Annotated in this window: 22 protein-coding genes and 1 pseudogene; 16 read left to right on the top strand and 7 right to left on the bottom strand. The window is 37.7% G+C overall.

Annotation, left to right across the window (positions count from 1 at the left end; all coding sequences use genetic code 11):
• The first annotated feature begins 219 nt into the window (after positions 1–219).
• The 9 genes from ACFQ3N_RS15500 to ACFQ3N_RS15460 all read left to right on the top strand — a co-directional run bounded on the left by ACFQ3N_RS15500 (position 220) and on the right by ACFQ3N_RS15460 (position 8064).
• Positions 220–2322 (top strand): BglG family transcription antiterminator, encoded by a 2103-nt coding sequence (locus ACFQ3N_RS15500; RefSeq protein ID WP_390363444.1) that lies wholly within the window; start codon positions 220–222, stop codon positions 2320–2322.
• A 26-nt stretch (positions 2323–2348) separates the two neighbouring features.
• Entirely contained in the window at positions 2349–2789 is a 441-nt protein-coding gene (locus ACFQ3N_RS15495; protein WP_390363443.1) for a PTS sugar transporter subunit IIA, read from the top strand.
• Positions 2790–2795: 6 nt separating this feature from the next.
• Positions 2796–3068: a PTS sugar transporter subunit IIB gene (locus tag ACFQ3N_RS15490; protein WP_390363465.1), complete on the top strand. Its 273-nt coding sequence runs from the start codon at positions 2796–2798 to the stop codon at positions 3066–3068.
• 29 nt (positions 3069–3097) lie between these two features.
• Positions 3098–4393 carry a PTS ascorbate transporter subunit IIC gene (locus ACFQ3N_RS15485; protein WP_390363442.1) on the top strand — a complete coding sequence of 432 codons (1296 nt, stop codon included), beginning with the start codon at positions 3098–3100 and terminating at the stop codon, positions 4391–4393.
• A gap of 68 nt (positions 4394–4461) precedes the next feature.
• Positions 4462–5454, top strand: a complete 993-nt coding sequence (locus ACFQ3N_RS15480; RefSeq protein ID WP_390363441.1) for a phosphotriesterase family protein — start codon at positions 4462–4464, stop codon at positions 5452–5454.
• 57 nt (positions 5455–5511) lie between these two features.
• Positions 5512–6231: a creatininase family protein gene (locus ACFQ3N_RS15475; protein WP_390363440.1), complete on the top strand. Its 720-nt coding sequence runs from the start codon at positions 5512–5514 to the stop codon at positions 6229–6231.
• Between the two features lie 51 nt (positions 6232–6282).
• Positions 6283–6996, top strand: a complete 714-nt coding sequence (locus ACFQ3N_RS15470) for a KDGP aldolase (RefSeq protein ID WP_390363464.1) — start codon at positions 6283–6285, stop codon at positions 6994–6996.
• Positions 6996–7724, top strand: coding sequence for an SIS domain-containing protein (locus ACFQ3N_RS15465; RefSeq protein ID WP_390363439.1), 729 nt, complete (start codon positions 6996–6998; stop codon positions 7722–7724). The genes ACFQ3N_RS15470 and ACFQ3N_RS15465 overlap by 1 nt, the downstream gene beginning before the upstream one ends.
• A gap of 112 nt (positions 7725–7836) precedes the next feature.
• Positions 7837–8064 carry a DUF2164 domain-containing protein gene (locus tag ACFQ3N_RS15460; RefSeq protein WP_390363438.1) on the top strand — a complete coding sequence of 76 codons (228 nt, stop codon included), beginning with the start codon at positions 7837–7839 and terminating at the stop codon, positions 8062–8064.
• A gap of 73 nt (positions 8065–8137) precedes the next feature.
• Here ACFQ3N_RS15460 and ACFQ3N_RS15455 read toward each other — a convergent pair whose 3' ends face one another.
• The 6 genes from ACFQ3N_RS15455 to ACFQ3N_RS15430 all read right to left on the bottom strand — a co-directional run bounded on the left by ACFQ3N_RS15455 (position 8138) and on the right by ACFQ3N_RS15430 (position 15289).
• Entirely contained in the window at positions 8138–9061 is a 924-nt protein-coding gene (locus tag ACFQ3N_RS15455; RefSeq protein WP_390363437.1) for a DUF6612 family protein, read from the bottom strand.
• Between the two features lie 66 nt (positions 9062–9127).
• Positions 9128–9487, bottom strand: a complete 360-nt coding sequence (locus ACFQ3N_RS15450; protein WP_390363463.1) for a DUF6612 family protein — start codon at positions 9485–9487, stop codon at positions 9128–9130.
• Positions 9488–9822: 335 nt separating this feature from the next.
• Entirely contained in the window at positions 9823–10674 is an 852-nt protein-coding gene (locus ACFQ3N_RS15445) for a CvfB family protein (protein WP_390363436.1), read from the bottom strand.
• A gap of 914 nt (positions 10675–11588) precedes the next feature.
• On the bottom strand, positions 11589–13049 hold the full coding sequence (locus ACFQ3N_RS15440; protein ID WP_390363435.1) for a sodium/proline symporter: 1461 nt from the start codon (positions 13047–13049) through the stop codon (positions 11589–11591).
• Positions 13050–13123: 74 nt separating this feature from the next.
• The gene (locus ACFQ3N_RS15435) at positions 13124–14086 is read right to left on the bottom strand and encodes an ornithine cyclodeaminase family protein (protein WP_390363434.1); all 963 of its coding nucleotides are present in this window, start codon (positions 14084–14086) and stop codon (positions 13124–13126) included.
• 36 nt (positions 14087–14122) lie between these two features.
• Complete coding sequence (locus tag ACFQ3N_RS15430; protein WP_390363433.1) at positions 14123–15289, bottom strand: NAD(P)/FAD-dependent oxidoreductase; 1167 nt, start codon at positions 15287–15289, stop codon at positions 14123–14125.
• Positions 15290–15464: 175 nt separating this feature from the next.
• On the opposite strand from ACFQ3N_RS15430, the gene ACFQ3N_RS15425 reads away from it, so the two are divergent.
• Both ACFQ3N_RS15425 and ACFQ3N_RS15420 read left to right on the top strand, forming a co-directional pair.
• Positions 15465–16676 carry a CdaR family transcriptional regulator gene (locus ACFQ3N_RS15425; protein WP_390363432.1) on the top strand — a complete coding sequence of 404 codons (1212 nt, stop codon included), beginning with the start codon at positions 15465–15467 and terminating at the stop codon, positions 16674–16676.
• 510 nt (positions 16677–17186) lie between these two features.
• Complete coding sequence (locus tag ACFQ3N_RS15420; protein ID WP_390363431.1) at positions 17187–17495, top strand: OsmC family protein; 309 nt, start codon at positions 17187–17189, stop codon at positions 17493–17495.
• An 87-nt stretch (positions 17496–17582) separates the two neighbouring features.
• Here the strand turns inward: ACFQ3N_RS15420 and ACFQ3N_RS15415 are convergent, their stop codons facing one another.
• Complete coding sequence (locus tag ACFQ3N_RS15415; RefSeq protein WP_390363430.1) at positions 17583–17711, bottom strand: hypothetical protein; 129 nt, start codon at positions 17709–17711, stop codon at positions 17583–17585.
• A gap of 355 nt (positions 17712–18066) precedes the next feature.
• On the opposite strand from ACFQ3N_RS15415, the gene ACFQ3N_RS15410 reads away from it, so the two are divergent.
• From ACFQ3N_RS15410 to ACFQ3N_RS15390, 5 genes and pseudogenes are all read left to right on the top strand, one after another.
• Positions 18067–18543: a hypothetical protein gene (locus ACFQ3N_RS15410; protein ID WP_390363429.1), complete on the top strand. Its 477-nt coding sequence runs from the start codon at positions 18067–18069 to the stop codon at positions 18541–18543.
• Between the two features lie 98 nt (positions 18544–18641).
• Entirely contained in the window at positions 18642–19250 is a 609-nt protein-coding gene (locus ACFQ3N_RS15405; protein WP_390363428.1) for a TetR/AcrR family transcriptional regulator, read from the top strand.
• Positions 19251–19265: 15 nt separating this feature from the next.
• Positions 19266–20033, top strand: a pseudogene (locus ACFQ3N_RS15400) (3-hydroxyacyl-CoA dehydrogenase).
• A gap of 42 nt (positions 20034–20075) precedes the next feature.
• Positions 20076–21221 (top strand): acyl-CoA dehydrogenase family protein, encoded by a 1146-nt coding sequence (locus ACFQ3N_RS15395; protein ID WP_390363427.1) that lies wholly within the window; start codon positions 20076–20078, stop codon positions 21219–21221.
• 403 nt (positions 21222–21624) lie between these two features.
• Positions 21625–22374: an SGNH/GDSL hydrolase family protein gene (locus ACFQ3N_RS15390; RefSeq protein WP_390363426.1), complete on the top strand. Its 750-nt coding sequence runs from the start codon at positions 21625–21627 to the stop codon at positions 22372–22374.
• Positions 22375–22378 lie beyond the last annotated feature (4 nt).

Below are 22378 nucleotides of genomic sequence, written 5' to 3'. Positions count from 1 at the left end.
AGAAATCCGTTTTTATTTAGCAGATAAGAAAGTGTGAACTCTTATCTGTATAAGTGCAATAAACACAATAATTTGGAGATATTAAAGTTGCAGTCCAATTTTGCACTTTTAACTGTGGCTTATTTGGTCTTATATTTGGGATATTTATTTATTATAGTATAGCTAAGGGTAGACTACTCCTTAGTTAGTATTCTTTGCTAGGTGAGAAGGGGATTTTTTATGGATCAACGTAGTATGGCGATATTGAATCAAATTTCTCAAAGTGATTCGTACATTTCTATGCAAAGGCTTACAGAAATATTTAATGTATCGAGACGTACTGTATACAACGATCTTGATAAAATAAATTATTGGTTAAAAGAGCGAAATTTATCCGAAGTAAAACAAGTTCGAGGTAAAGGGTTGTATTTAGATCAAGCCACCAAGCAGGAAGTTGCAGTCAATGTTATGGTTTCTGATGCTCCATACTATGAATTCTCTCCAAAAGAGCGAAGGGCATGGATTTACCTTTATATTGTAGGGCAAGAAAAACCTTATTTTTTAGAAGATATGAAAGAACTTTTCCAAGTAAGCAGAAATACTGCGCTTGAAGATATCAAGCAACTAAAAGTGGAGTTAGATGAACAACAGTTGAACCTTGTTTCAGAAAGGAAAAGTGGTTATACGATTTATGGGGATGAAAGTGATATAAGACGCTCACTCATTCATTATTTATCTATAGTTGTTCCTGAAAATGGTTGGTATGGCTTTCTTGCAGATATGGATTCTAATTCAGAAACTGTTGTACAACCTTATCATCTATTCGATTTTCAGATGTTGCGATGGTTACGTCAATTATTTAATCAGTATGAAAAACAGATAGAGATTGAGTTTACTGATGAGGTGTTAAATAACCTAGTTGTTTGGTTTTACGTATTTATCCAGCGAATAAAACAGGGTGAGAATGTAGAGATTGACCCTGTTGAAAGAGAAGTAATTGATTCAACCGATGAACATCAAGGGGCACAAACGTTGTGTGATCGCTTAGCAGAAAGCATGAATATTGTTATTCCTTTAGACGAAAAATTTTACTTTTCCAAGTATTTGCTAAGTGCAAAAGTTAATTATAACTTTAGTCCACAATTTGAGAGCCAAGAGATGATGCTACTGCGTGAAGTAGTGGAAAAAATGGTATCTGACTTTCAAATTTATGCAGCAGTTGAATTTGAGAATCAACGGCACATGATACAAAATCTGCTTTTACATTTGAAACCAGCTTACTATCGAATTAAATACGGCATAAGTATTGAAAACTCATTACGTGACTCTGTGAAGCGAAATTATCCTGAGGTTTTTCATTTAACAGAAAAAGTAATTCATCACTTTGAGAATTTAATTGATCAGCCTGTAAATGAAAATGAAATAGCTTTTATTACGATGCATTTTGGAGGATGGTTACGAAAAGAAGGCGTCATACTTGGGCAGCATCGTAAAAAGTTACTAATTGTTTGTACAAACGGTTTGGGGACATCGCGTCTACTTGAGAGTCAGCTAAAAGGGTTATTTTCGGATGTGGAAATTGCCGGTGTAGCTTCATTAAGGGAATATGAAAAAATAGACTTATCCGTTGACTTTATCGTATCAACGATCGGACTACCTGATCGAGGCAATCCGGTATTTGTGGTGAATCCTGTACTGAATAATGAAGACAAAGAACAATTATTGAAAAAGGTAAACAGCTTATTTCAAAGCTCTTCAAATCAACAAGTGTATTCGGTGGAAACGGTTATGGATATGGTTAAACGCTATGCAACTGTTCGGGATGAAGAAGTTCTACGTCAGGAATTACGCGGGTATTTACATTCACCTCTAGCTATTGAAAATGAGAAAAATAAGCCTAGTTTAATGGAACTCTTACCAGATAAAAGAATTATTTTTGAGAATAGTGTTTCAACCTGGGAAGAAGCAATCAAAAAGGCTTCTGAACCATTATTGAAACAAGGTTTTATACAAGGAACTTATATAGAAAAAATGATTCAAAGTATTAACGAACATGGCCCATACGTAGTCATTTCTGAACAAATTGCACTACCACACGCTAAGCCTGATGATGGTGTAATGATGACAGGAATGAGTATGCTGTATTTAGAAGAACCAATAGATGTAATGGGTAAATCAGCACGTATATTTATTGTACTGGCACCTAGTGATAACGAACGTCATTTAAAGGCTTTGGCACAGTTGACTAAGCTTTTTTCTGACAAATCATATAAGGAAAAAGTGCTACAGGCAAACAATAAAGAACAAATCATAAACATGATTCGTGCACATTCAACAAGATAGAATAAAAGAATAGGTGTGTGAGTTTTATGAAGTTTTTAGATGAAAAATTGGTGAAGGTAGGGCTAGAAGCAGAAAATGCCCAGGATGCAATTAAAGCTGCTGGCAACCTTTTGTTTCAAGAGGATTTAATTGAATCATCATATATAGAAGCAATGGTTAACGCCTATGAGGAAAATGGACCTTATTTTGTACTTGCACCGCACATAGCTATTCCGCATGCGAGACCTGAAGATGGAGTTAAAGAAGCTTCTGTTTCACTCATTCAACTTAAAGAACCAGTTGTTTTTGGACATGCATCAAATGATCCGGTGCAGCTTGTATTTGGACTAGGGGCATCCTCTAGTGATGAGCATTTAACATTATTGCAGAAGTTAACAACTCTATTAAACAACGCTAGTAATGTGGAAGGGTTAACAAATGCTACAAGTTATAAAGAAATCAAAAAAATTATAGAAATGGAGCGATAAATGATGATGAAAATATTGACAGTTTGTGGATTAGGACAAGGAACTAGCTTGATCTTAAAAATGAATGTAGAGGAAGTCCTTGGAGAGAAAGGTATTCAAGCAGATGTCGAACACACGGATGTCTCTGCTGCTTCAAGTATGCAGGCAGATTATATTGTGACAAGTAATGAGCTTGCTGAAGGATTGGAAGGACATAGTGCAAAGGTTTTTATTGTAAATAATTACTTTGACATGGATGAGATAAAAAAAGCAGTTGACGAAAATATTGCAAGCGAATAAATAATGAATAGTAATGGGGAGGAATAGAGATGGATGTTGTTATTTGGATTGCCACAAACGTATTTGGCGAAGCTGCAATTTTATTAGGTTTTATTGTTCTTTTAGGATTGTTACTTCAAAAAAAGAGTGCAAGTCAAACCGTTAGTGGTACATTTAAGGCAGTCATTGGGTTTTTAATTATCGGAGCCGGGGCTGGTGTGATTGTAAATGCGCTGGAAGTATTTGAACCGTTATGGAAGGAAGTATTTAACCTTTCAGCAGAACCACTTGGTGAATATATGGGACAGGAAGGCTTTAATGCTAAATACGGAAGTGCTGTAACATTGGCAATGACACTTGGTTTTGTAATTAACGTGTTATTAGCAAGATTTACAAGGTTTAAGTTTATTTATTTGACAGGTCATATGATGTTTTGGACAACTACCATTTTTGCAGGAATAGTTGTTCAGGCAGTAGGTGATGTTTCATTTGGGAAGCTTGTCATTTTCTTGGCAGTTATTATGGGTGTATATTGGACACTTCAGCCTGCATTAACTCAACCATTTATGCGCAAAATTATGGGTAATGACAACATTGCACTTGGACATACATCAGCATCCGTTGCATTGCTTGGTGCCTTAGCAGGAAAAGTACTTGGTAACAAAGAAAATGATTCAGAAAAAATAAAGCTTCCAAAAGGCTTGGAGTTCTTAAGAGATTCAAACGTTATAACAGCCTTGACAATGGGATTATTGTTTTTATCTGGTGCAATTATCATTTCATTTAAAGATACTCCTGGAGCAGCGGAACTTCTTGCAACTGCTGGAGATCAAAACTTTATCGTGTACGCTATTATTCAATCATTTATGTTTACTGCAGGTATTGCAGTCGTATTAATGGGCGTGCGCATGTTTATTGGTGAAATTGTACCTGCATTTAAAGGTATCGCAACAAAAGTGGTGCCTGGTGCGAAGCCTGCTTTAGATAGTCCAGTTGTTTTCCCTTACGCACCTAATGCTGTTATTTTAGGTTTCTTGGGATCGTTTGTAGGGGCTCTGTTCTGGTTGGTGATTTTAGGTAATACAGTTGGCTATGTATTCGTTCCAACAATGATTGTGTTGTTCTTTCACTCAGCAACAGCTGGTGTATTTGGTAACGTTACAGGTGGAGTACGTGGTGCTTTACTAGCTGGTTTCATTACCGCAACTGTTGTAGCTTGGGGTCAATATATTACCGTAAAAATGCTTCTGCCTGGTACAGTACCAGATACTGCTATGTGGGCAGCGGACTCAGATATGTTTATTCTGGGACCTATTATTCGCTTATTAGCACAATTATTACTCTAAATAATTTATAAACCGGGGGAGAAGAGATACTGATTCTCTCCCTTTCTATATAGAAGGGAAGATATTTTATGAGCTTCATTCGAACATTTCATGGTGATGTTGAACCGTCTACTCTAGGTGTTACGTATTCTCATGAACATATTGTATGTAGACCGTCTTATTGGGTAGAGCAAAAAGCAGATGACCTACTGCTTGACGATAAGGAAAAGTCTAAGCTTGATGTGCTGGACTTTAAAAATCTAGGAGGTCAAACGATTGTTGATGCAACAGCCATTGATTATGGTCGTGATGTTAATGCTGTCAAAGAAATTGCTGAGGAAACAGGCGTAACCATTATTGGGACAGCAGGATTTAATAAAAGCTTTCTATGGAATGCACCAATTCCGGAACACGTGAAGCAAGTTATTGGTGATTTTAAAACGTATTATGAATGGATTGAAACAAAATCGATCCATGAATTAGCTGATTTTGTCATTCAGGAGATTGAAAAGGGACTAGAAGGAACTACTATCCGTGGTGGTCAGGTGAAATTTGGAACAGGATATAATCGGATCACGCCATTAGAAGAGAAAACGTTACGAGCGGTAGCAATAGCTCATCATGAAACGAAGGCACCGATGCATTCACACACAGAAGCGGGTACAATGGGCTTTGAGCAGATAGAGCTTTTGAAACGTGAAGGCGTAAATTTGGAAAATATTAGTTTTGGGCATATGGACCGCAATCCAGATCCTTTTTATCATGAAAAAATAGCTGCAACAGGGGCATATCTAAGTTTTGACGGGATATCAAAAATAAAATATGCGCCTGAGAGTACACGAATTCAGAGTATTTTAGACCTCGTAAGAAAAGGTTATGAGGACCAAATACTAGTAAGCGGTGATACAGCAAGGAAATCGTATTATAAGCATTATGATTATGGACTGGGACTAGAAAATATTTTAGGCAAATGGGTGCCACGTTTCGTTGAAGAAGCAAATTTGAATGGATTTGACGGTCAGCATTTAATAAACAAATTTTTTATAGAAAATCCTGCCAGATGTTTTTCATTTAAAAAATAATGATCGTATAAATATCTATGGTTCATGTAAGCTAGAAAAAATGGTGGTGTAAATAAGATGGAATTTCAATATGAGAACTCATTTGATATAAAAGAAAAGATAGATCATTCCAGAATAGCTATTTTGCCAATTGGTGCTGTGGAGGCGCATGGTCCGCATTTACCATTGGGTACCGATAATTTGTTAGCAGAAAGATTATCCGAAAAGCTGGCGGAACGTGTAAATGGATTTGTATTACCAACCTTGCCATATGGACAAGTATGGAGTTTGCGTAATTTTCCAGGTAGTATCAATGTTAGTAATGAATCTTTAATCCGATTTATTGTAGATATTGGGGAAAGTCTTTTCAAACAAGGCTTTACCACTTTTGCGATGGTGAATGGACATTTAGGAAATGGTACCGCCTTAAAGGAAGCAGCAAGGGTCTTATATGAAACGTGCCCTGAAATGAGGGTGTTCTATTTCTTTTATCCTGGAATGGGTAAGGCGGTTGCTGAGATTCAGGAAACACCATCTGCTCACGCAACGTACTTTCATGCATGTGAAATAGAAACCTCCTATATGCTTTACCTAGCTCCAGAGCATGTAGAGATGGAAAAGGCAATCACAGATATACCAGAAATTCCAATGCATGCTGATGTAACTCCGACCCCATGGGAAGCGTTCACTGAAACTGCAGTGTTAGGTGATGCTAAACTGGCTACAACTGAAAAAGGGAAATATATCATCGACGTGGCATTGGAAAATATGGTGAAGCTGGTACGTGGGGAAGGGTAGCTGGCACAATTGGATTAGGTCGATTGTACGATGGAGGTTTGTTAAGTGGTTATGGAGAATAAGCTTTATGATAAGTTTTTGTTTAATTTTTTAGCTAGAGATGCACGAAATGCTGCTGATATTATGGAAGCAGGAAATGGGTATGTTGTACCAGGCATCGTTTCGGATGATTTTGCTTCTGTAGATGAAGCGATTACGAGGGTTCAAGAGCTAAAGAGAGTTACAGATACAGTGAGTATAGGCCTTGGTGGAGGTGGCAATATAGAGAACTGGAAAAAGGTACTTGAAATCAGTGTAGGATCTGAACCTGGTCACCTAAATCAGCCATTTGAAAAGGCCACATATTCTAAGGGTTTTTTAGAAGGAAATAATATAGATGGTCAGTTAGTAAACGCGCTTGTGAAGCCATCAGGAGAAGTAGGGAAGATCCAGTTGATCTCAGGAGCAGTAATGCCAGTGGAGGAGTTTTTAGAAATAGCTGTGGCCTTGGGGATCGAGAGTATAAAAATGATGCCTGTAAAAGGAAGGTTTCATTTGGAGGAACTAATATACCTAACAGAAAAAGCAGCTGCAGAGGGAATTCGTGGTATTGAACCTGCGGGTGGAATTGATGCTAGCAATATTAAACAAATGATTGACAGCGTTAAAGAAATTGATATTGAGTTTTTTATGCCACATATATTTGGTTCGACAATTGATAAACATACTGGTTTAACCATACCATCTAAAGTAAATGAAATCTTAAACGCGTTGGAGGGTTACTGATGATCAATCAATATATGAATAAAATTAATGATTTGTTAGCAGTCGTTGAAAAAGAAGAACATGACGTTATGAACCAAGCTGCACAAAAAGTTGCTGAAGCCATACAAAGTGATGGAGTAATTCATTTATTTGGATGCGGGCACTCCCACATACTAACCGAAGAAGTTTATTATCGTGCAGGTGGACTGGTTCCGATTCATCCCATTTTACATGAACCATTGATGTTGCATGAGGGTGCTGTACGATCATCTCAGTTTGAGCGTAAAAACGATTATGCCAAAACATTTATGGATGATCAGGATATTCGCCAAGGTGATGTGATTTTTGTTATTTCCACTTCTGGGCGTAATCCAGTTCCAGTAGATGTTGCTGAAATTGCAAAGAAAAAAGGTGCTTTTGTTATTGGGATGACTTCTATTGAGTATTCATCAAGTCAACCATCACGTCACCATAATGGCAAGCATCTGTATGAGGCAGTTGACCTTGTGATTGATAATCATGCACCAATTGGGGATGCTTTGTTGACGCATGAAAATGTTAAAGTTAGTTTTTCACCGAGTTCAACCGTAATTGGGTCAACAATATTAAATGCTATTCTTGCTGAATCAATTGCTATAATGGCTGAAAATAATTTTGATCCACCCGTATTTTTGAGTGGAAATATAGAAGGTGCAGATGAGCATAACCAACAGCTGATTGAAAAGTACCGAGATAGAGTAAAGCTTTAAATTCTTCATCGGTTGCGGAAATAGCTCACATACCATATATTTAATGTAGAAAAAGTGCAAATTCACGTGAATTTGCACTTTTGTTAGTCAGAGTAAAAGGGGAGATAGGCTCATGAAACCGAAATTCGAACTATCTACAGACAAGAAAGAAAGTTTGGTTGAAACGATTAAAGTGTATTTTGAACAAGAACGTGACGAGAAAATTGGTGACCTTGCTGCAGTGTTAATTTTAGAGTTTTTTATGGAGAAGTTGGCCCCAACGTTTTATAATATCGGAATTGAAGACGGTCATGCATTAATGACAGAAAAAGTGGATGACATGTTCGGAATTATGAAATAAGCGGTTAATCAATAGCTTATCTTACATAAAAACAAGCATCCATGCTACAGATGGTTGCTTGTTTGGTCTTTTTTTAGTTTCCGATTGAAATGGCTTCTTCCACAATTTCTTCGGGTACCGTAATTTCATCGTAAGCATTATAGTCACTTAGTGTGTAGGTTGCTTTATGGTAGGATTCCATATCACCCATTTCTCCGGTAGTTGTGGATTCGTATTCAAGGTCGTAACCAACCATATAATACGTTTCTTTATCGATCATGATGTTGTATGTCCCGCTAACTTTCATATTTTCATAGTGTTCCTTAAATACGTCACTCACAACAGCAATACTTGCCCCCATTACGACAGATTTATATTGTTCATCATTACCTGTAAAGGAAAGAACATAATGATCTCCATTATCGGTAACCTCAAAAGCATTACTTTCGGTGATGTATTCTTCAAGTTGGTCGGCTTGAAGAACGGTAAACATATCATACATTTCTCCGCTGTCTGTGTTGGTTGCCATAGAAAACCATTGCGCTTCATCTGGAGATTTTATATACATGTTTTCTTCGGCCAAGTACATTTCCATCTCTCCACCTGTACCTGTGTTAGTAACGGTATTCGATAGCGCATGCATAGTAGTAATTGATTCAGTTAAAACCATTTCTATGGCTAAGCTGGTCTCTGCTCGATCATTCTGGCCATTGATGGTGCTGTCATCGATATATTGCCCTTTTGCTCGAAAGCTGGATAAGCCAGCCATAGCCTCTGCTGATTTAATTAATAGTTGTTCGGCATCAGATCCTATCGCATCCACCGATTTACTTTCTTCCCCTGTATCCTCTTTAGCAGCCTTATCTTTGTTTTCTGCATTATCTTCACTGACTTTGTTTTCTTGATCTTCTACTGTATTCGTCGCGTTGTCCAGGTCGTCATCCTTACTTGAACTATCATCACTGCACGCTACTAACATCAACAGAACGATAAAAATAAAGGCCGTTATTTTTTTCATATGACACCTCTTTAGGTAGTTAATTTATTTTTCTTCCTTGAAGCTTCCTTTAATGTACATCTCACTCTAACGGATCGGCTGATTGTTCAATATCCTCTGGTACCTTGATGCCGCCATAGCTATTAAATTGGAAAACGAAAAATCGCTGCTTTCATTAATTTCTCCTTCTCCAGCAGCACCTGATGTTGTTGCTATGAAGTCTAGTTCAAAAATTGTCAGGTAAAATGTTTCTTTATTAATGGTTAGTTCATAAGTACCCGTTATGAGCATATTATGAAAAAAATCATTAAAAAATGCATTTTGCATGGTATGATTTGCTCCAAATACGATACTTTTAAATTCTTCATCAGATCCTGAATAGGAAAGTACATAATGATCTCCATTGTCAATCACATGAAATAGGGAACTATATGATTCGTTATTAATGAGTTTTTCTTCTTCGACGGTATTATATAAACTGTCATATTGATCATCAAATGATGTTTCAGTGGGAATTGATTTTCATTCACCGTTGTTTTCTAGATAATACATATCTTCTGTCTTATATAGTTTCATTTCTTGAGTAGGTTTATCATTTGAAGTCACTAATACTGCCTGATGTAGTGGCTTCTTCACTACATGCTCCTACTATGATCAAGCTAGGTATAACAATAGTAGTAATAAACATTTTCATATAAAAAACACCTCTTTTAGCATGTAAAGCTATAAAAACTTTACCACACCAAAAAGAGGCTGTAATGTATCCTTAAGTATAAAATTAGTTACTTGTCCAGCAAGTGTGTTTTACCATCACGTTGTTCAATTTTTCTTTCTTTCATAAGTTTACCTAGTGCACGTTTGAATGCAGCCTTGCTAATGTTGAATGTACCACGAATATCTTCTGGATCACTTTTGTCAGTAAATGGAATAAAACCATCGTTTTCCTCCAACTTGGCTAAAATTGCGTCAGCATCTTCACCCATACTGTGCTGTTTTAGAGGTCTTAGCGATACATTCAGTGTACCATCATGCTTTACCTCGATCACTCGTCCGTTTACTAGTTCACCCAAACGTGGTTCAACTTTACGTTCGGTATGATGGATAAATCCACGGTAACCTTCTTCTGTTGTGATCGCAGAACCTTCTCTACTAGTACGGTAAACACGACCACTGATAGGTTGGTTCAATAGATCATCAGGTGCTGATTCCAATTCTCTCTCAAAAACTCCCTCTGTTGCTGGAAGAGCAAGAAGTCGTCCTTTTTGATCTTTTCCCAATGTTACGTAAAGCTTGTCACCCACCTCAGGCCATACATCTTCAAATAATGGAAGTTCGTCTGTTGATACGAGTATTTCTTTAATGATTCCGATGTTGACGAATGCGCCTAACCCGGGTATGACTTCAACCACTTCAGCCCAGCCGTATGTATCCATTTGAATGGTAGGTAATTGTGTCGTTGCAACTAGTTGTCCTTTTTTATCCTGATACAAAAATACATCTACTGATTGCCCGGATTCGAGTTCTGTATCTGTTTCATTATGATGCAGGAGTACATCATTTTCTAAAACATATCCTGTATCCATTTTTCGCAACACTTCAAGTGTTTGGATTGTTCCTACTTTATGAGTGCTCAATTGTAAACCTTCTTTCTTATAAAATATAATTGGAAAAGGGGTACTCTTACTAAGAGTACCCCTTTGATTTATAAAGTAACACATAAGTCATTTAATTTTTAATTTATCCCGACTAAATTGATCGGGTGGGAAACTTCCATAATTGGAGTTTCGCTTTACCGCGGTACATGTTCCACTGGGTATTTTCTAACTTAAGCAACGTAAGCCCTACCTGCTCTTACGTCCTTGCGACCCCTCAGTCGCGCCAGTGTGAATAAGCATCTTCAAAAACATTACGTAGAATGCCAGATATACTTAGTTGTTACTTCACTTTGTCAACCAGATTATAATCTCACATATTTGGCTATTTGTCAACTTTTACTATTTTTTTAATTGGAAAAGGTTCATTTCGTAAGTTTTATTGTCTATTTGACAGGTAGCGGACCAGATTCAGGTAGTACCCTGGGCTGAAGCCGTGCCCGCTAAAATGCGACTGCCCGCAGCGGAAACCAACCTGGCAGTTATGTCGCGGTTTATAGATTTTGTTCACTATTTATAACTTTCTTAACTGCCAAGAAAATTAGGACACCTTCTGGAAAAAATTAAAGTTACTACTAGAAAAATTGACCATCAAAAATCTACTACTACATTATAAGGTATATTATCCAGAATACGTTAGATGTATGAAACTTTGAATTTGTCCCTGCGAAAAAAGTCTCCCTTAATTAAGGAAGACTTTTTTCGCTGTTTTTTAAAATATAAAGCCATAAATTAAGCTAGGTGTCCGTAATAAGGCCAAAGAAGCTGTTTATCCATTGCATCATCAAAATGTACTTCCAAATGGTGCATCTATTTTGGCCTAGTGGTCATTGGGTCTGTGAAAAAATTAAAAAAGCAGGCGAGAGTGGTCTAACTCCGACTGCTTTTTGGTATGACTACAGTGCTTCTTCCACTGAATCTAGCTCTACTTGTTGATTTTTGTCAGGCATCAACAGACTAAACACAATACCGAAAATAGCTGCTATGAAAAAGGTTGTGAACTTGGAAGTGATGATACCTTCTAATGGTGTGCTGATCCAGAGCAAGGTAGAAAATAAACCTGCAAGGACAGTAGCTACCACTCCAGCACTTGAGTACTTTTTCCAAAAGAAAGTCAACAAGATAGCTGGGGACAATGTACAGCCGACACCCGCCCAGGCCCAACTTACAACGAGATACAGCAATGATTCGGAAACCAGAGCTATGATCATCCCAATTAGACCGAAGAATACGACCGATATACGTGAAATCCAGATTAATTGCTTTTCTGTCAGCTCTATGCCCATTGCTTTGTGAATGATGTCTTCACTAACAGAACTTGTAATAACCATCAGCTGTGAATCGGCAGTTGTAATGATTGCCGCAAGAACACCCGCCAGGAGAATACCGGCAATCCATGGTGGCATTAAATCCAGAATCATTGTTGGCAGGATTATTTCTACATCAGCAAATGATCCTTGGCTATATATTGCAATTGCACAGATTCCAATTAAAAAGGCGCCGCCATATGCAAGGAATGTCCAAATGATAGCAACAACACTTCCTTGGTTTGCTTCTTTTTCATTTTTAAGTGCCATAAAACGTGCACTAAGCTGCGGCTGTCCTCCTAAGAAACCAAAGAACCAGGAGAAGTTGTTAAAGAAAAGAACACCAACAGCAAATCCAGTTAGCCCACCAAACCAATGATTAACAGAACCTTCTGCCTCGAAAAGGGACTGGCTGATGGAAAGGTCATTTGTGTTAATGTAAATTAAAGCGACAATTGGCAAGATCACTAAGGTTATCAACATCATGACACTTTGAATCATATCGGTCCAAACTACTGAAATGAACCCACCAGCGAAAGCGATAATGATAATTATAACGGTAGCTAAAATAATGCCAACAGCAGGGGGCATGCCGAATGTCGTAAACAGCATTTTCCCGGCACCAGCCATTTGTGCTCCAACATAAAACATTAGAAATCCAGCGATTAAGATACTTGTTAACCAGCGAATAATATTAGCCTTTTCGCCAAAACGGGCTGCAAGATAATCTGGCAGTGTCAGGACATTATATTTATTGGTTTCCCGCATGAATTTTTTAGCCAGGAATAGCCAGGCAAAAATGATCCCTGATGCGATACCAGCAGCTACCCAGATGCCGGAAAGCCCGGTCATAAAGACGAAGCCAGTATATCCTAAGAGCAGCCATGCCGATTCACCGGTCGCTCGTTCCGAGAAGGCCAGTGCCCACCCAGGTAATTTTTTTCCTCCTAATAGAAAATCTGAGTGTGTCTTACTTTTTCTGCTGAAATAATAACCGATGGCTAAAATAGCTAAACAGTACAGAATAAACTCGATTAGAATAATATTCATATAAACCCTCCTGAATTATTTGTAATCCCTTATAAATTTGCATAACAAATGGGGGCTGGAACAAAGAAGTATTTTTAATTTAGATCGATACCGACCTCCTTTTCAGTTGCAAGTTGATAGATTAGGTTGGCGACGGCAACATCGAATAATGCCATCCCAGTAGATTTAAATACTACGGTCTTGTTATCCTGAAAGTTAAATTCTGATTTTGCTGCTATGTAACTTGCCATTGTGAGAACAGTTTCTTGTGATATCCAGTTATTGCTAAGAGGCGTTGCTATGTCACCTGATTCAGCAATAGCGTCTACTGTGTCGATAAAAATATAATCAGCTGATTGGTAAAGTGAGCGGGGAAACTCTCTCATAGCAGGCTGGAACGAACCGACACCGATAATTAGTCTATTTGCTAATAACTCGGGTTTATCTGGAAGTACAGGAACTTTGGAAGTTGTTGCGGTAATGATAATTTCTGCATGGATTACTGCCTCTTCAGCGGAATCCTTTGGGTGAATACGAATGCTGTCTTCGATCCACTCCCTTAGGGAATTTATGAAAGAAGGAATTTTATCTGCAGAGCGATTGTACAGGTAAATATCTGTGATTTGTCGTTCTGTGCATGCTGCGATTACCTGGTATAATCCTTGAACACCAGTACCGATTATGGCAATTTTTGATGCATCTTTATTAGACAAATGTCGGATTGCAGACCCGCCAATCGCGCCTGTCCGAAAACCGGTGATAAATGAGCCATCCATTAAAGCCATTATTTCACCGTTCTCTTGACTATTTAAGATAACAAGTCCATGCAATACCGGATGGTCGGAATTGTGTGGAAAAGATGTTACTAGTTTTGTTCCGATGGCCTTATCTGTTATACAGGGCATTAATAGCAACGTATTGTCATTATCTTTTACCTGCATACGAGGTGGCATTTGGAACTGGTTAGATTGATAGATTTCATATGATGCATCAATGGCGTCTATGACATCACTCATCGTAACAGCTTCCAGAATATCCTTTTTACCTAAATATAGCATTGTATCCATCCTTCCTGAGTATCTTGTTACTATTTATTAAACTACAGCACCTTCAATAAGCAAATCTTTTTCAGCAAAACGTTCGAATCGTAGAGGTGACAAGTCTAAAGTTTGGTATTTACCTGTGCGGATTAATTCAGAAAGACCTTTCCCGACTGCTGGCGCCTGTTGCATGCCGTGCCCGCTGAAGCCGCATGCCATAAAATAACCTTTAAGATTCGGGTGTTCACCAATAATGGCATTTTGATCTTCTGTGTTGTGACTGTATATGCCAGCCCATCCACTAATAATCTTTGCATACATAAAATTATCGATCCGATTTCCTAGAACAGGCCATAGCTGTTCCATGAAAAAGTCCCGTGACCATCTAAAGCCGATGCCTGGTTCGACTTTTTCGGAAAAACCTGTAATAACACTTTTTCCCTCATGCCGAAAATAAACCCCTGTCGGATCTACTGTAAGCGGCAATTCTTTTGAAAGAGCTTCTGCTATATCAAATTGAATGATCTGTCTTTTTAATGGAATGATGGGTAAGGGACAGTTAATTTTTCTGCTTAACTCAGGCGCCCACGGACCAGCACAGTTGATCACTATGGGTGCATGATATTGATCACCATTTAAAAGCTGTACTCCTGATGCACCTTTTTCATTTTGCAAAATAGTCTGTACTGGTTCATAAATGTATGAGGCACCTAGATGTCTTGCTTTTTTAACATATCCTTGCATAACAGAATAAGGATCAAGGTATCCATCCTCAGCACAATATAATCCACCCTGCAAATCATCTGTATTTAATTCAGGTATAATGTTTAAAAGGTCTTCACATGATAATAATTCAGAAGGAACCCCGTACTGACGCTGTATATTGGATTGCATTTGCAGCTGATTAAGGTTTTCATTTTTAGCCAAAAATAAATACCCTCGTTGCTTAAAATCTATTTCTGCTCTCTCGCCATTTATTGCCATATCCTCAGGGAAGGTTTTATATTGCTGTAAGCTGTAACGGCTGATTTGAATATTAATTGCAGTTGTGAATAATTGCCTAATTCCGCCAGCGCTTCTTGGGGTTGATGAGAATTCATATATGGGATCTTTTTCAAAAATAGTAATTTCACCTGAATAACCATCTTTCAGAAGATTATAGGCAATGCTTGAACCTATCACACTTCCACCAATGATTATGATATCCATTGTCTTTTGCAAATTAACACCCCGCAGTAAATTAATAATTCCTAAGATTTAATTTATTTATACCGTACGTAACTTAGTAATTCTATGGGCATATTACACAAAAATTTATAATTGAGAACGGACTTTTCCAAATAATCTAAATTATGTTAATATAAAAAAGTAAGAGAATATGATGGGGGGTATTGATATGGAAGGGTTTGTTCAATTTGCACAAAACACTGTGAAAGCGGTTTCAGAAATTATTTCTTTTCCTATAAGTGTTAGTAATGAAAAAGGATATATTCTAGGAGATACTGACCCGACCCGATTTGGTACACTGCATAAACCATCAATTGAAGTAATAAATGCAAATGAGGTAATTCTCTTTACCGCAGAGAAAGCGTCCAGAATGGAGAATGTATTGCCAGGAGTAGCTGTACCACTTAATTTTGATGGCAGACCTGTTGGTGTCCTCGGAATCATAGGGGATCCTATTGAAGTTGAATCTTATGCACATTTGGTAAAAAAATACGTTGAGATGATGTGGCAGGAAACACTTCATTTACAAGTTGAAAACCTTGAATCCATGACACTGGAATCGTTTGTACAATATATTCTATTGAACAGATCCGTGAACCAGGAACAGCTTAACCACTACTGTAAATTGCTTCATATTAAGGCAAATTGTAATCGGATCTGCATAACAATTGATATTGGTGATTCCTTCCTAAAGAATGTACAGAATAAGCATCATACAATTGCACCCAACCGATTTAAAAAGGCACTACTGGATTGTGTAGTCCGTGCGTTTGATAATGATCCACAAAACGTTTGTGCTTTTCTTAACACTGAACGAATCGTTTTTTTGAAATATGTTAATGGTGAGGATGGCTATTTTCAGTTCATGGAAGAATTCAGGAATCGAAGCCTGCATTTGCTTGAAATGTTTCAGGTTTATAATATACATAACGCCATTGTTGCATCTGGAAACATAGCGTCTTCTATTGAGGATATGGATCAATCGTATCGTGAGTCTGATTCGATTATTAACTATGGAAACAAATTGGATCTTACACCGAAAATATTAACCTATTACGATTGGGACATTTTGCTTGAAATGCTGCCTAATCACATAGATGCAAAAATGGGGAGGATGTTGGTACAGCGCTTAAGACCGCTTTTACACAATGAGGCGTACCCTGTGCTTAAGCGTGATTTCTTAACGTATTGCATTAACAACATGAACGTCAGTAAAGCTGCAAAAGAATTATTCATACACCGAAATACGTTAATCTATCGATTGAAAAAGATAGACATTATTACTGGACTTGATACAGGGCGGTTTGACCATTGTACGCTTTTGTGTTTTGCTTTGAAAGAAGATGGGAATGTTAGTCAGCAATCAGATTATAAAAATTAATTATGAGATCATTTTTAAATAATTCATTCTTCAACTCATAAATGGTGTGACTTATCATTACTTTGTCTTCAAATAGAACAATGAAATCGGATTTATTGTTTTCATTAAATAAATCATACTTGCTTTCATAGGCAAATAGTCTGGTTCATTTCCTCTGACTTTTTTTGTATTCGAATTGGTCTAGATAATCGATCAATGCATCTATTTTTTCTTAGTACTATTATAGCTGCTTACAGTAGGAGTAGAGAGAGTCAGTCTGGTAATTTTGTTTGTATCTACTTCAAGCGTCTCCGCGAGTTCTTGCGTTTTTCCTTCCATTTGTATCGCATAGGCTGTCAACACGATAATCAAAATAATTAGTACAAAGGTGATTTTTTTCAAATTGTCCACTTCCCATTAGGTTTTCGATTCACCTTTATTATGTTGGATAGTAAATTTTTTTAAATTGATGACTTGAATCAGGTTTGAAAAACTCTGTTAATGTAAGGGATTTAGCTCCATTTATCGTTAATGAACCTGAACGGCTTGTTAGATACCAATGGAGGTCGGAATCCTTTTGAGTACCTGCTTGGCGCATTATCTACATGTACATCGATTATTGTTTCCTATGCCGCAAAAGAGCAGGATTTTGAATACAGTGGATTGGATTTTTCTGCAGATGCTACACTGGACCCGCGTGGATTCAGGGCTATAGAAGATGTGACAACCTACTTTCAAATGGTTAAAATAAATGTCACTGTGAAAACAAATGAAAACGATGATCAGCTTAGGAAATTAAAAGAAACCGTTGAGAAGAGATGCCCTATTTTTAACTATTAAAAGATGCAGTTGTTCAGTTAGAGTCCAATTGGATAAAAAAATAGTGAATAAGAAAAAAACTGATTCGCATCAGGTTTTTCTTTTATATTACTCAAAAGTTCCCTTCACAATCACTTCTTTGTCCTTAATCATCTGTTGTCCTTTTGCAACAACGTGTGCAATTTCAAGTGTATCTTTTTCCAAAATCAGCACATCTGCATCAGAACTTTCCTTCAAACTGCCTTTTGATTCAAAACATAAAGCATCAGCTGTGTTCCGTGTATAAGCGGAAGAACATCCTCAAGTTGTAATCCATGCTCCTTCACAGCAGAAACTACTTGGTTAAACTACGTCTGCTGGCTGGCAACACCTAGGCCAGAAAGCTTTCCATCTGCATCAAATTTGGGTAAACTGCCATTTCCATCAGAAGAGATAGTTAACTGTTCTATATTTCCGCCATTTTCTTTCTAATACGTAAGCCAATCACATGTATCCTCTCCAGCCGTCAGATCAACATAAGCAAAGTGATATTGTAAAATCCGGAATCACCACAGTAATTGGGCTTTTATGGACAGATGGGACAACCAGGCATATGACTTCTTTACTGGCCAAAGCGCGCGGACTGGAGAAAGAGGGTGTTACTATTTACATTTATAACGGGAATTATCATGTCCCAACTCCAACGATTACTTCGTCAGTAAAGGACGACATCATTTTAATTAACAAAGTTATTGGTGCAGGAGAGATTGCAACTTCGGATTCAAGGTCAGCACAGCCCACTGTTCATGAAATAGCAAAGCTCGTTGCCGAAGCCAGAATTGATGACTTGCTGAGCAGTAAGGCTGGTTTCACTCATTTCCATGTTGGACCTGGGGCAGATCGCTTAACAATCTTACATGAGATATTGGAAGAATATGAAATTCCACCTTCTAAAATCTATGCCACACATATTAATAGAAGTAAAGAACTAGTAAATGATGCGATCTCCTTATCAAATAAAGTTAAATGTAATTCTGGTGTTCTGGTTGCATTATTAAACTTTCCTATACTTACGGCAGAGCATAAGTAATTTAAATTATCAAAAAATTAACTTGACATTCAAAAAATAAACTTATAGAATGTATTTAATTAAAAGTAGTAGATTTTAATAGAGGAAGTGAACAACAGTTGTCATTACGTGAAAGAAAGTCAGCAAAGAAAAAAGAGGAAATCATCAGATCAGCCGTTAGTATCTTATCTGAGAAAGGCTATCATGGGACTACTATGGAGGAAATCGCCTCCAAACTGCTCATGACAAAGGGGTCTGTTTACTATTATTTCAAAGATAAACAGGATTTGTTATATCAAATTCAGTTAATGATTTTGCATCAAAGTATTACAAATATGAATGACATTCAAAAACTGGACTTACCCGTGTCAGATATATTAAGAAAAGCAATGATAGTACATATTGAATACTTGATAAGTGAAAAATCTGGTTTTGAACTGATGATTAATCCTGAAGAAATATTTTCTACCAGTCAGTTGGATGAGATCTTCCGCTTGAGAGATGAATATGGGATGTGTTTTGATCAGCTAATTGTACAAGGAATAGATAAGGGTGATTTTGTATCTGTGGATATAAAAATCGTCAGGAACATTATATTAGGTGCGATGAACTGGGTGACACAATGGTATTCGTATGAAGGGAAAATGAATAAGACAGAAATAGCAACAATGATTTCTGAGTACTTAATGCAGATTCTTATTACAGACAAGAGAAAACATACTTCATAAAAGGGGGAAGAAAAGATGGAATTTAAGCATAATACTGCGGTTGTGACAGGTGGAGTATCAGGACTTGGAGAAGCCACTGTTCGTAATTTAGTTTCACAGGGTGCCAAGGTTGCTATCCTGGATTTACAAGAGGAAAAAGGAATTCAGCTCCGTGAGGAACTTGGAAATGACGTTTGTTTTATTTAAACCGATGTTACAGATGAATCAAGTGTGCAATCTGCACTGGATAAAGTAGTAGAAACCTTAGGCAACATTACAATGCTTGTTAATTGTGCAGGTATTGGGGCGGCCAAAAAGACATGGAGTAGAAAAGGGCCACATGACTTAAAGTCTTTTTCAAAAGTGATGGAAGTGAACCTGATTGGAACGTTTAACGTTATTCGATTGACTGTTGCGAAAATGTCTGAAAATCAACCAAATGACAATCAAGAAAGAGAAGTAATTATCAATACAGCATCAGTTGCTGCATTTGAAGGGCAAATTGGCCAGGCGGCATACAGTGCCTCAAAAGGTGGCATTACAGGGATGACTTTACCAATTGCAAGAGATTTGGCAGAACATGGCATCAGAGTGATGACAATTGCCCCTGGTTTATTTGAAACCCCGTTAGTTGCAGGTCTTCCCGACAACGCACGGAATGCATTGGAAAAAATGACACCGTTTCCATCAAGACTCGGATATCCTTATGAATATGCATTGCTAGTTCAGAGCATTATTGAAAATCCTATGTTAAATGGTGAAGCAATCCGCTTAGATGGGGCAATCAGAATGCAACCACGTTAACAAGTCTACATAAAATAAACAAAATCAAACGAGGAGGTCACTATGGAACGGAAAATTCTAAAAGAAGAGCATGATATATTTCGCCGATCCCTAAAGAAATTTTTGGAAAGAGAAGCAGTGCCTTTCATTAGGCAATGGGAAGATGACAAGCAAGTATCAAGGTCATTTTGGAAAAAGGTTGGGGAACAGGGTTACCTTTGTCCCGGGCTTGATGAGAAATATGGGGGAGCCAATGCTGATTTTGGTTTTTCCGTCGTCATCTCAGAAGAGTTTGATAAAGTCAGCGTGGGATTAGTAGGATTTGGACTTCATAGTGATATTGTCATCCCTTATATTGATTCCTATGGCACAGAAGAACAGAAGGAACGCTGGTTGCCTGGAGCTGTAAATGGTGATTTAATTTCAGCGATCGCCATGACAGAACCTGGTACAGGGTCAGACTTGGCTGCCATACAGACAACAGCAGTAAAAGACGGAGACGATTATATCTTAAATGGTGAAAAAACATTTATTTCAAACGGATATTTAGCGGATCTTGTGGTTGTTGTATGTAAAACTGATCCACACGCAACCCCGCCTCATAAAGGGATAAGTCTGATTGTTGTAGAAGCAGGAACCCCTGGATTTTCAAAAGGAAAAAAGCTAAATAAAATCGGACAGCATGCGAGTGATACAACAGAACTTATATTTGATGATGCACGGGTATCAGCACATAACTTACTAGGTGAGGAAGGTAAAGGATTCTACTATTTAATGGATAAATTACAGCAGGAGCGATTGATAGTATCTATTCAGAGTATAGCTTCTGCAGAAACGATGTTGAACCAGACGATTGAGTATGTGAAGCAACGAAAAGCATTTGGTAGAAGTATCAGTAAGTTTCAAAATACACAGTTTAAAATTGCCGAATTAAAAACTGAAATGGAGATCGGCAGGAATTTTGTTGACCGGTTAATCGAAGAACATATGGCAGATAAACGGATTGAAACAGAAGTATCAATGGCTAAATGGTGGACTACTGACTTGGCCAAAAAAGTGGCTGGGGAATGTTTACAATTACACGGAGGCTACGGATATATAGAAGAATATGAGATTGCTAGAAGGTTCCGTGACGTAGCAGTGTCATCCATTTATGCAGGAACCAATGAAATCATGAAACAGATTATCGCAAAAAAGATGGAACTATAAGTTTTTGAAGAGTTCATTGCGTGATCAAATAAAATATCATCTGCAAGTAGTTAAACCAATTATATAATGTTTAAGGTAGTGGGTGCATCGTTATTGTACCTGCTACTTTATTTTAGTCTAGGAAATTATAAAATTAGCAGCTTGTGGATAATTTATTGACTGTGTAAGCCGCGTTCAGCTCCAGCGCCCAGCGACTAGTGGGCTTCCTGATCCTCCTTACGATAAGTCAACATCGAATCGCTACCGCTCTTCGTGTTTCCTTTATCTCATGCGGATAAGTCCAGCCCATACGTCGCTAAACGGGCGCTTGCGCTTTTGTTCTTTCTCCCCGACGAAGATTCGACAGACTTATATGCCTGAACCGTCTATAATGTACGAGATTATAAAAAAGGGAGTGTTTTTTATGAGAATCGTTAAAATGTTGGTATTACTTTTAGTTGTTAGTTTGCTATTTTCCACTTCTACTTTCGCAAAGAGTGGAAACGCTAAGGAGTCGCTTGTATCCCTAGGTGACTCGATTCCATACGGATATAACCTTACTAAGAACGACAATGCCTCTACTTCCAAGTATGCCTTTCCGTATCTGATCGGGGACGATGGTGATGTACGGGTGCGTAACCTTAGTGAGCCAGGTTGGAAAACAGAACAAATGCTATCATCTTTGCAATCCGATCAAAAGTTTCGCCAAGCAGTTCGTCACGCGGATTATATTACCTTGAATATTGGTAATAATGATCTATTGCAAGCTTTAGAAGTTGCTCAATTTAAGAGTGGGGGAGATCCGGTTAAATTTGTGGATTTTTTACAGGAAGAAATTACAGACAGTAACTTGTTTGGAAATATTGGTGAAATTATCATAGAAACTCGTACACTAACTGATGCTCCTATAGTAATTTACAATGTTTATAATCCATTTCAATTAGATGATCCTTTACATTTGATTGGTTCACAAGTACTGCCGGGAATAAATACACAGTTTACAACAATAGCTACTTATTTTAATGCTCAGTATGGGGATGTTGTCTTGGCAGATGCATATTTAGCATTTGGTCAGGAACAAGCGAAATATGTAATTCCTGGAGATATTCATCCAACCATAGAAGGGCAGATCAAACTAGCTGAAATTGGTTTGGATGCGCTAAATCTATACTAAAATA

The organism is Virgibacillus byunsanensis, from assembly GCF_042675965.1.
In the GTDB taxonomy this organism is placed as follows: Bacteria; Bacillota; Bacilli; order Bacillales; family Amphibacillaceae; genus Virgibacillus_R; species Virgibacillus_R byunsanensis.
The sequence above is the reverse complement of the archived record's forward strand: the minus strand, read 5'-3'. Positions and strand labels throughout refer to the sequence as shown.

Excerpts from the sequence above, each read along its gene's own strand:
- ACFQ3N_RS15500 (WP_390363444.1), top strand. The coding sequence starts at position 220 with ATGGATCAACGTAGTATGGCGATATTGAATCAAATTTCTCAAAGTGAT.
- ACFQ3N_RS15495 (WP_390363443.1), top strand. The coding sequence starts at position 2,349 with ATGAAGTTTTTAGATGAAAAATTGGTGAAGGTAGGGCTAGAAGCAGAA.
- ACFQ3N_RS15490 (WP_390363465.1), top strand. The coding sequence starts at position 2,796 with ATGAAAATATTGACAGTTTGTGGATTAGGACAAGGAACTAGCTTGATC.
- ACFQ3N_RS15485 (WP_390363442.1), top strand. The coding sequence starts at position 3,098 with ATGGATGTTGTTATTTGGATTGCCACAAACGTATTTGGCGAAGCTGCA.
- ACFQ3N_RS15480 (WP_390363441.1), top strand. The coding sequence starts at position 4,462 with ATGAGCTTCATTCGAACATTTCATGGTGATGTTGAACCGTCTACTCTA.
- ACFQ3N_RS15475 (WP_390363440.1), top strand. The coding sequence starts at position 5,512 with ATGGAATTTCAATATGAGAACTCATTTGATATAAAAGAAAAGATAGAT.
- ACFQ3N_RS15470 (WP_390363464.1), top strand. The coding sequence starts at position 6,283 with ATGGAGAATAAGCTTTATGATAAGTTTTTGTTTAATTTTTTAGCTAGA.
- ACFQ3N_RS15465 (WP_390363439.1), top strand. The coding sequence starts at position 6,996 with ATGATCAATCAATATATGAATAAAATTAATGATTTGTTAGCAGTCGTT.
- ACFQ3N_RS15460 (WP_390363438.1), top strand. The coding sequence starts at position 7,837 with ATGAAACCGAAATTCGAACTATCTACAGACAAGAAAGAAAGTTTGGTT.
- ACFQ3N_RS15455 (WP_390363437.1), bottom strand. The coding sequence starts at position 9,061 with ATGAAAAAAATAACGGCCTTTATTTTTATCGTTCTGTTGATGTTAGTA.
- ACFQ3N_RS15440 (WP_390363435.1), bottom strand. The coding sequence starts at position 13,049 with ATGAATATTATTCTAATCGAGTTTATTCTGTACTGTTTAGCTATTTTA.
- ACFQ3N_RS15435 (WP_390363434.1), bottom strand. The coding sequence starts at position 14,086 with ATGCTATATTTAGGTAAAAAGGATATTCTGGAAGCTGTTACGATGAGT.
- ACFQ3N_RS15425 (WP_390363432.1), top strand. The coding sequence starts at position 15,465 with ATGGAAGGGTTTGTTCAATTTGCACAAAACACTGTGAAAGCGGTTTCA.
- ACFQ3N_RS15420 (WP_390363431.1), top strand. The coding sequence starts at position 17,187 with ATGAACCTGAACGGCTTGTTAGATACCAATGGAGGTCGGAATCCTTTT.
- ACFQ3N_RS15410 (WP_390363429.1), top strand. The coding sequence starts at position 18,067 with ATGACTTCTTTACTGGCCAAAGCGCGCGGACTGGAGAAAGAGGGTGTT.
- ACFQ3N_RS15395 (WP_390363427.1), top strand. The coding sequence starts at position 20,076 with ATGGAACGGAAAATTCTAAAAGAAGAGCATGATATATTTCGCCGATCC.
- ACFQ3N_RS15390 (WP_390363426.1), top strand. The coding sequence starts at position 21,625 with ATGAGAATCGTTAAAATGTTGGTATTACTTTTAGTTGTTAGTTTGCTA.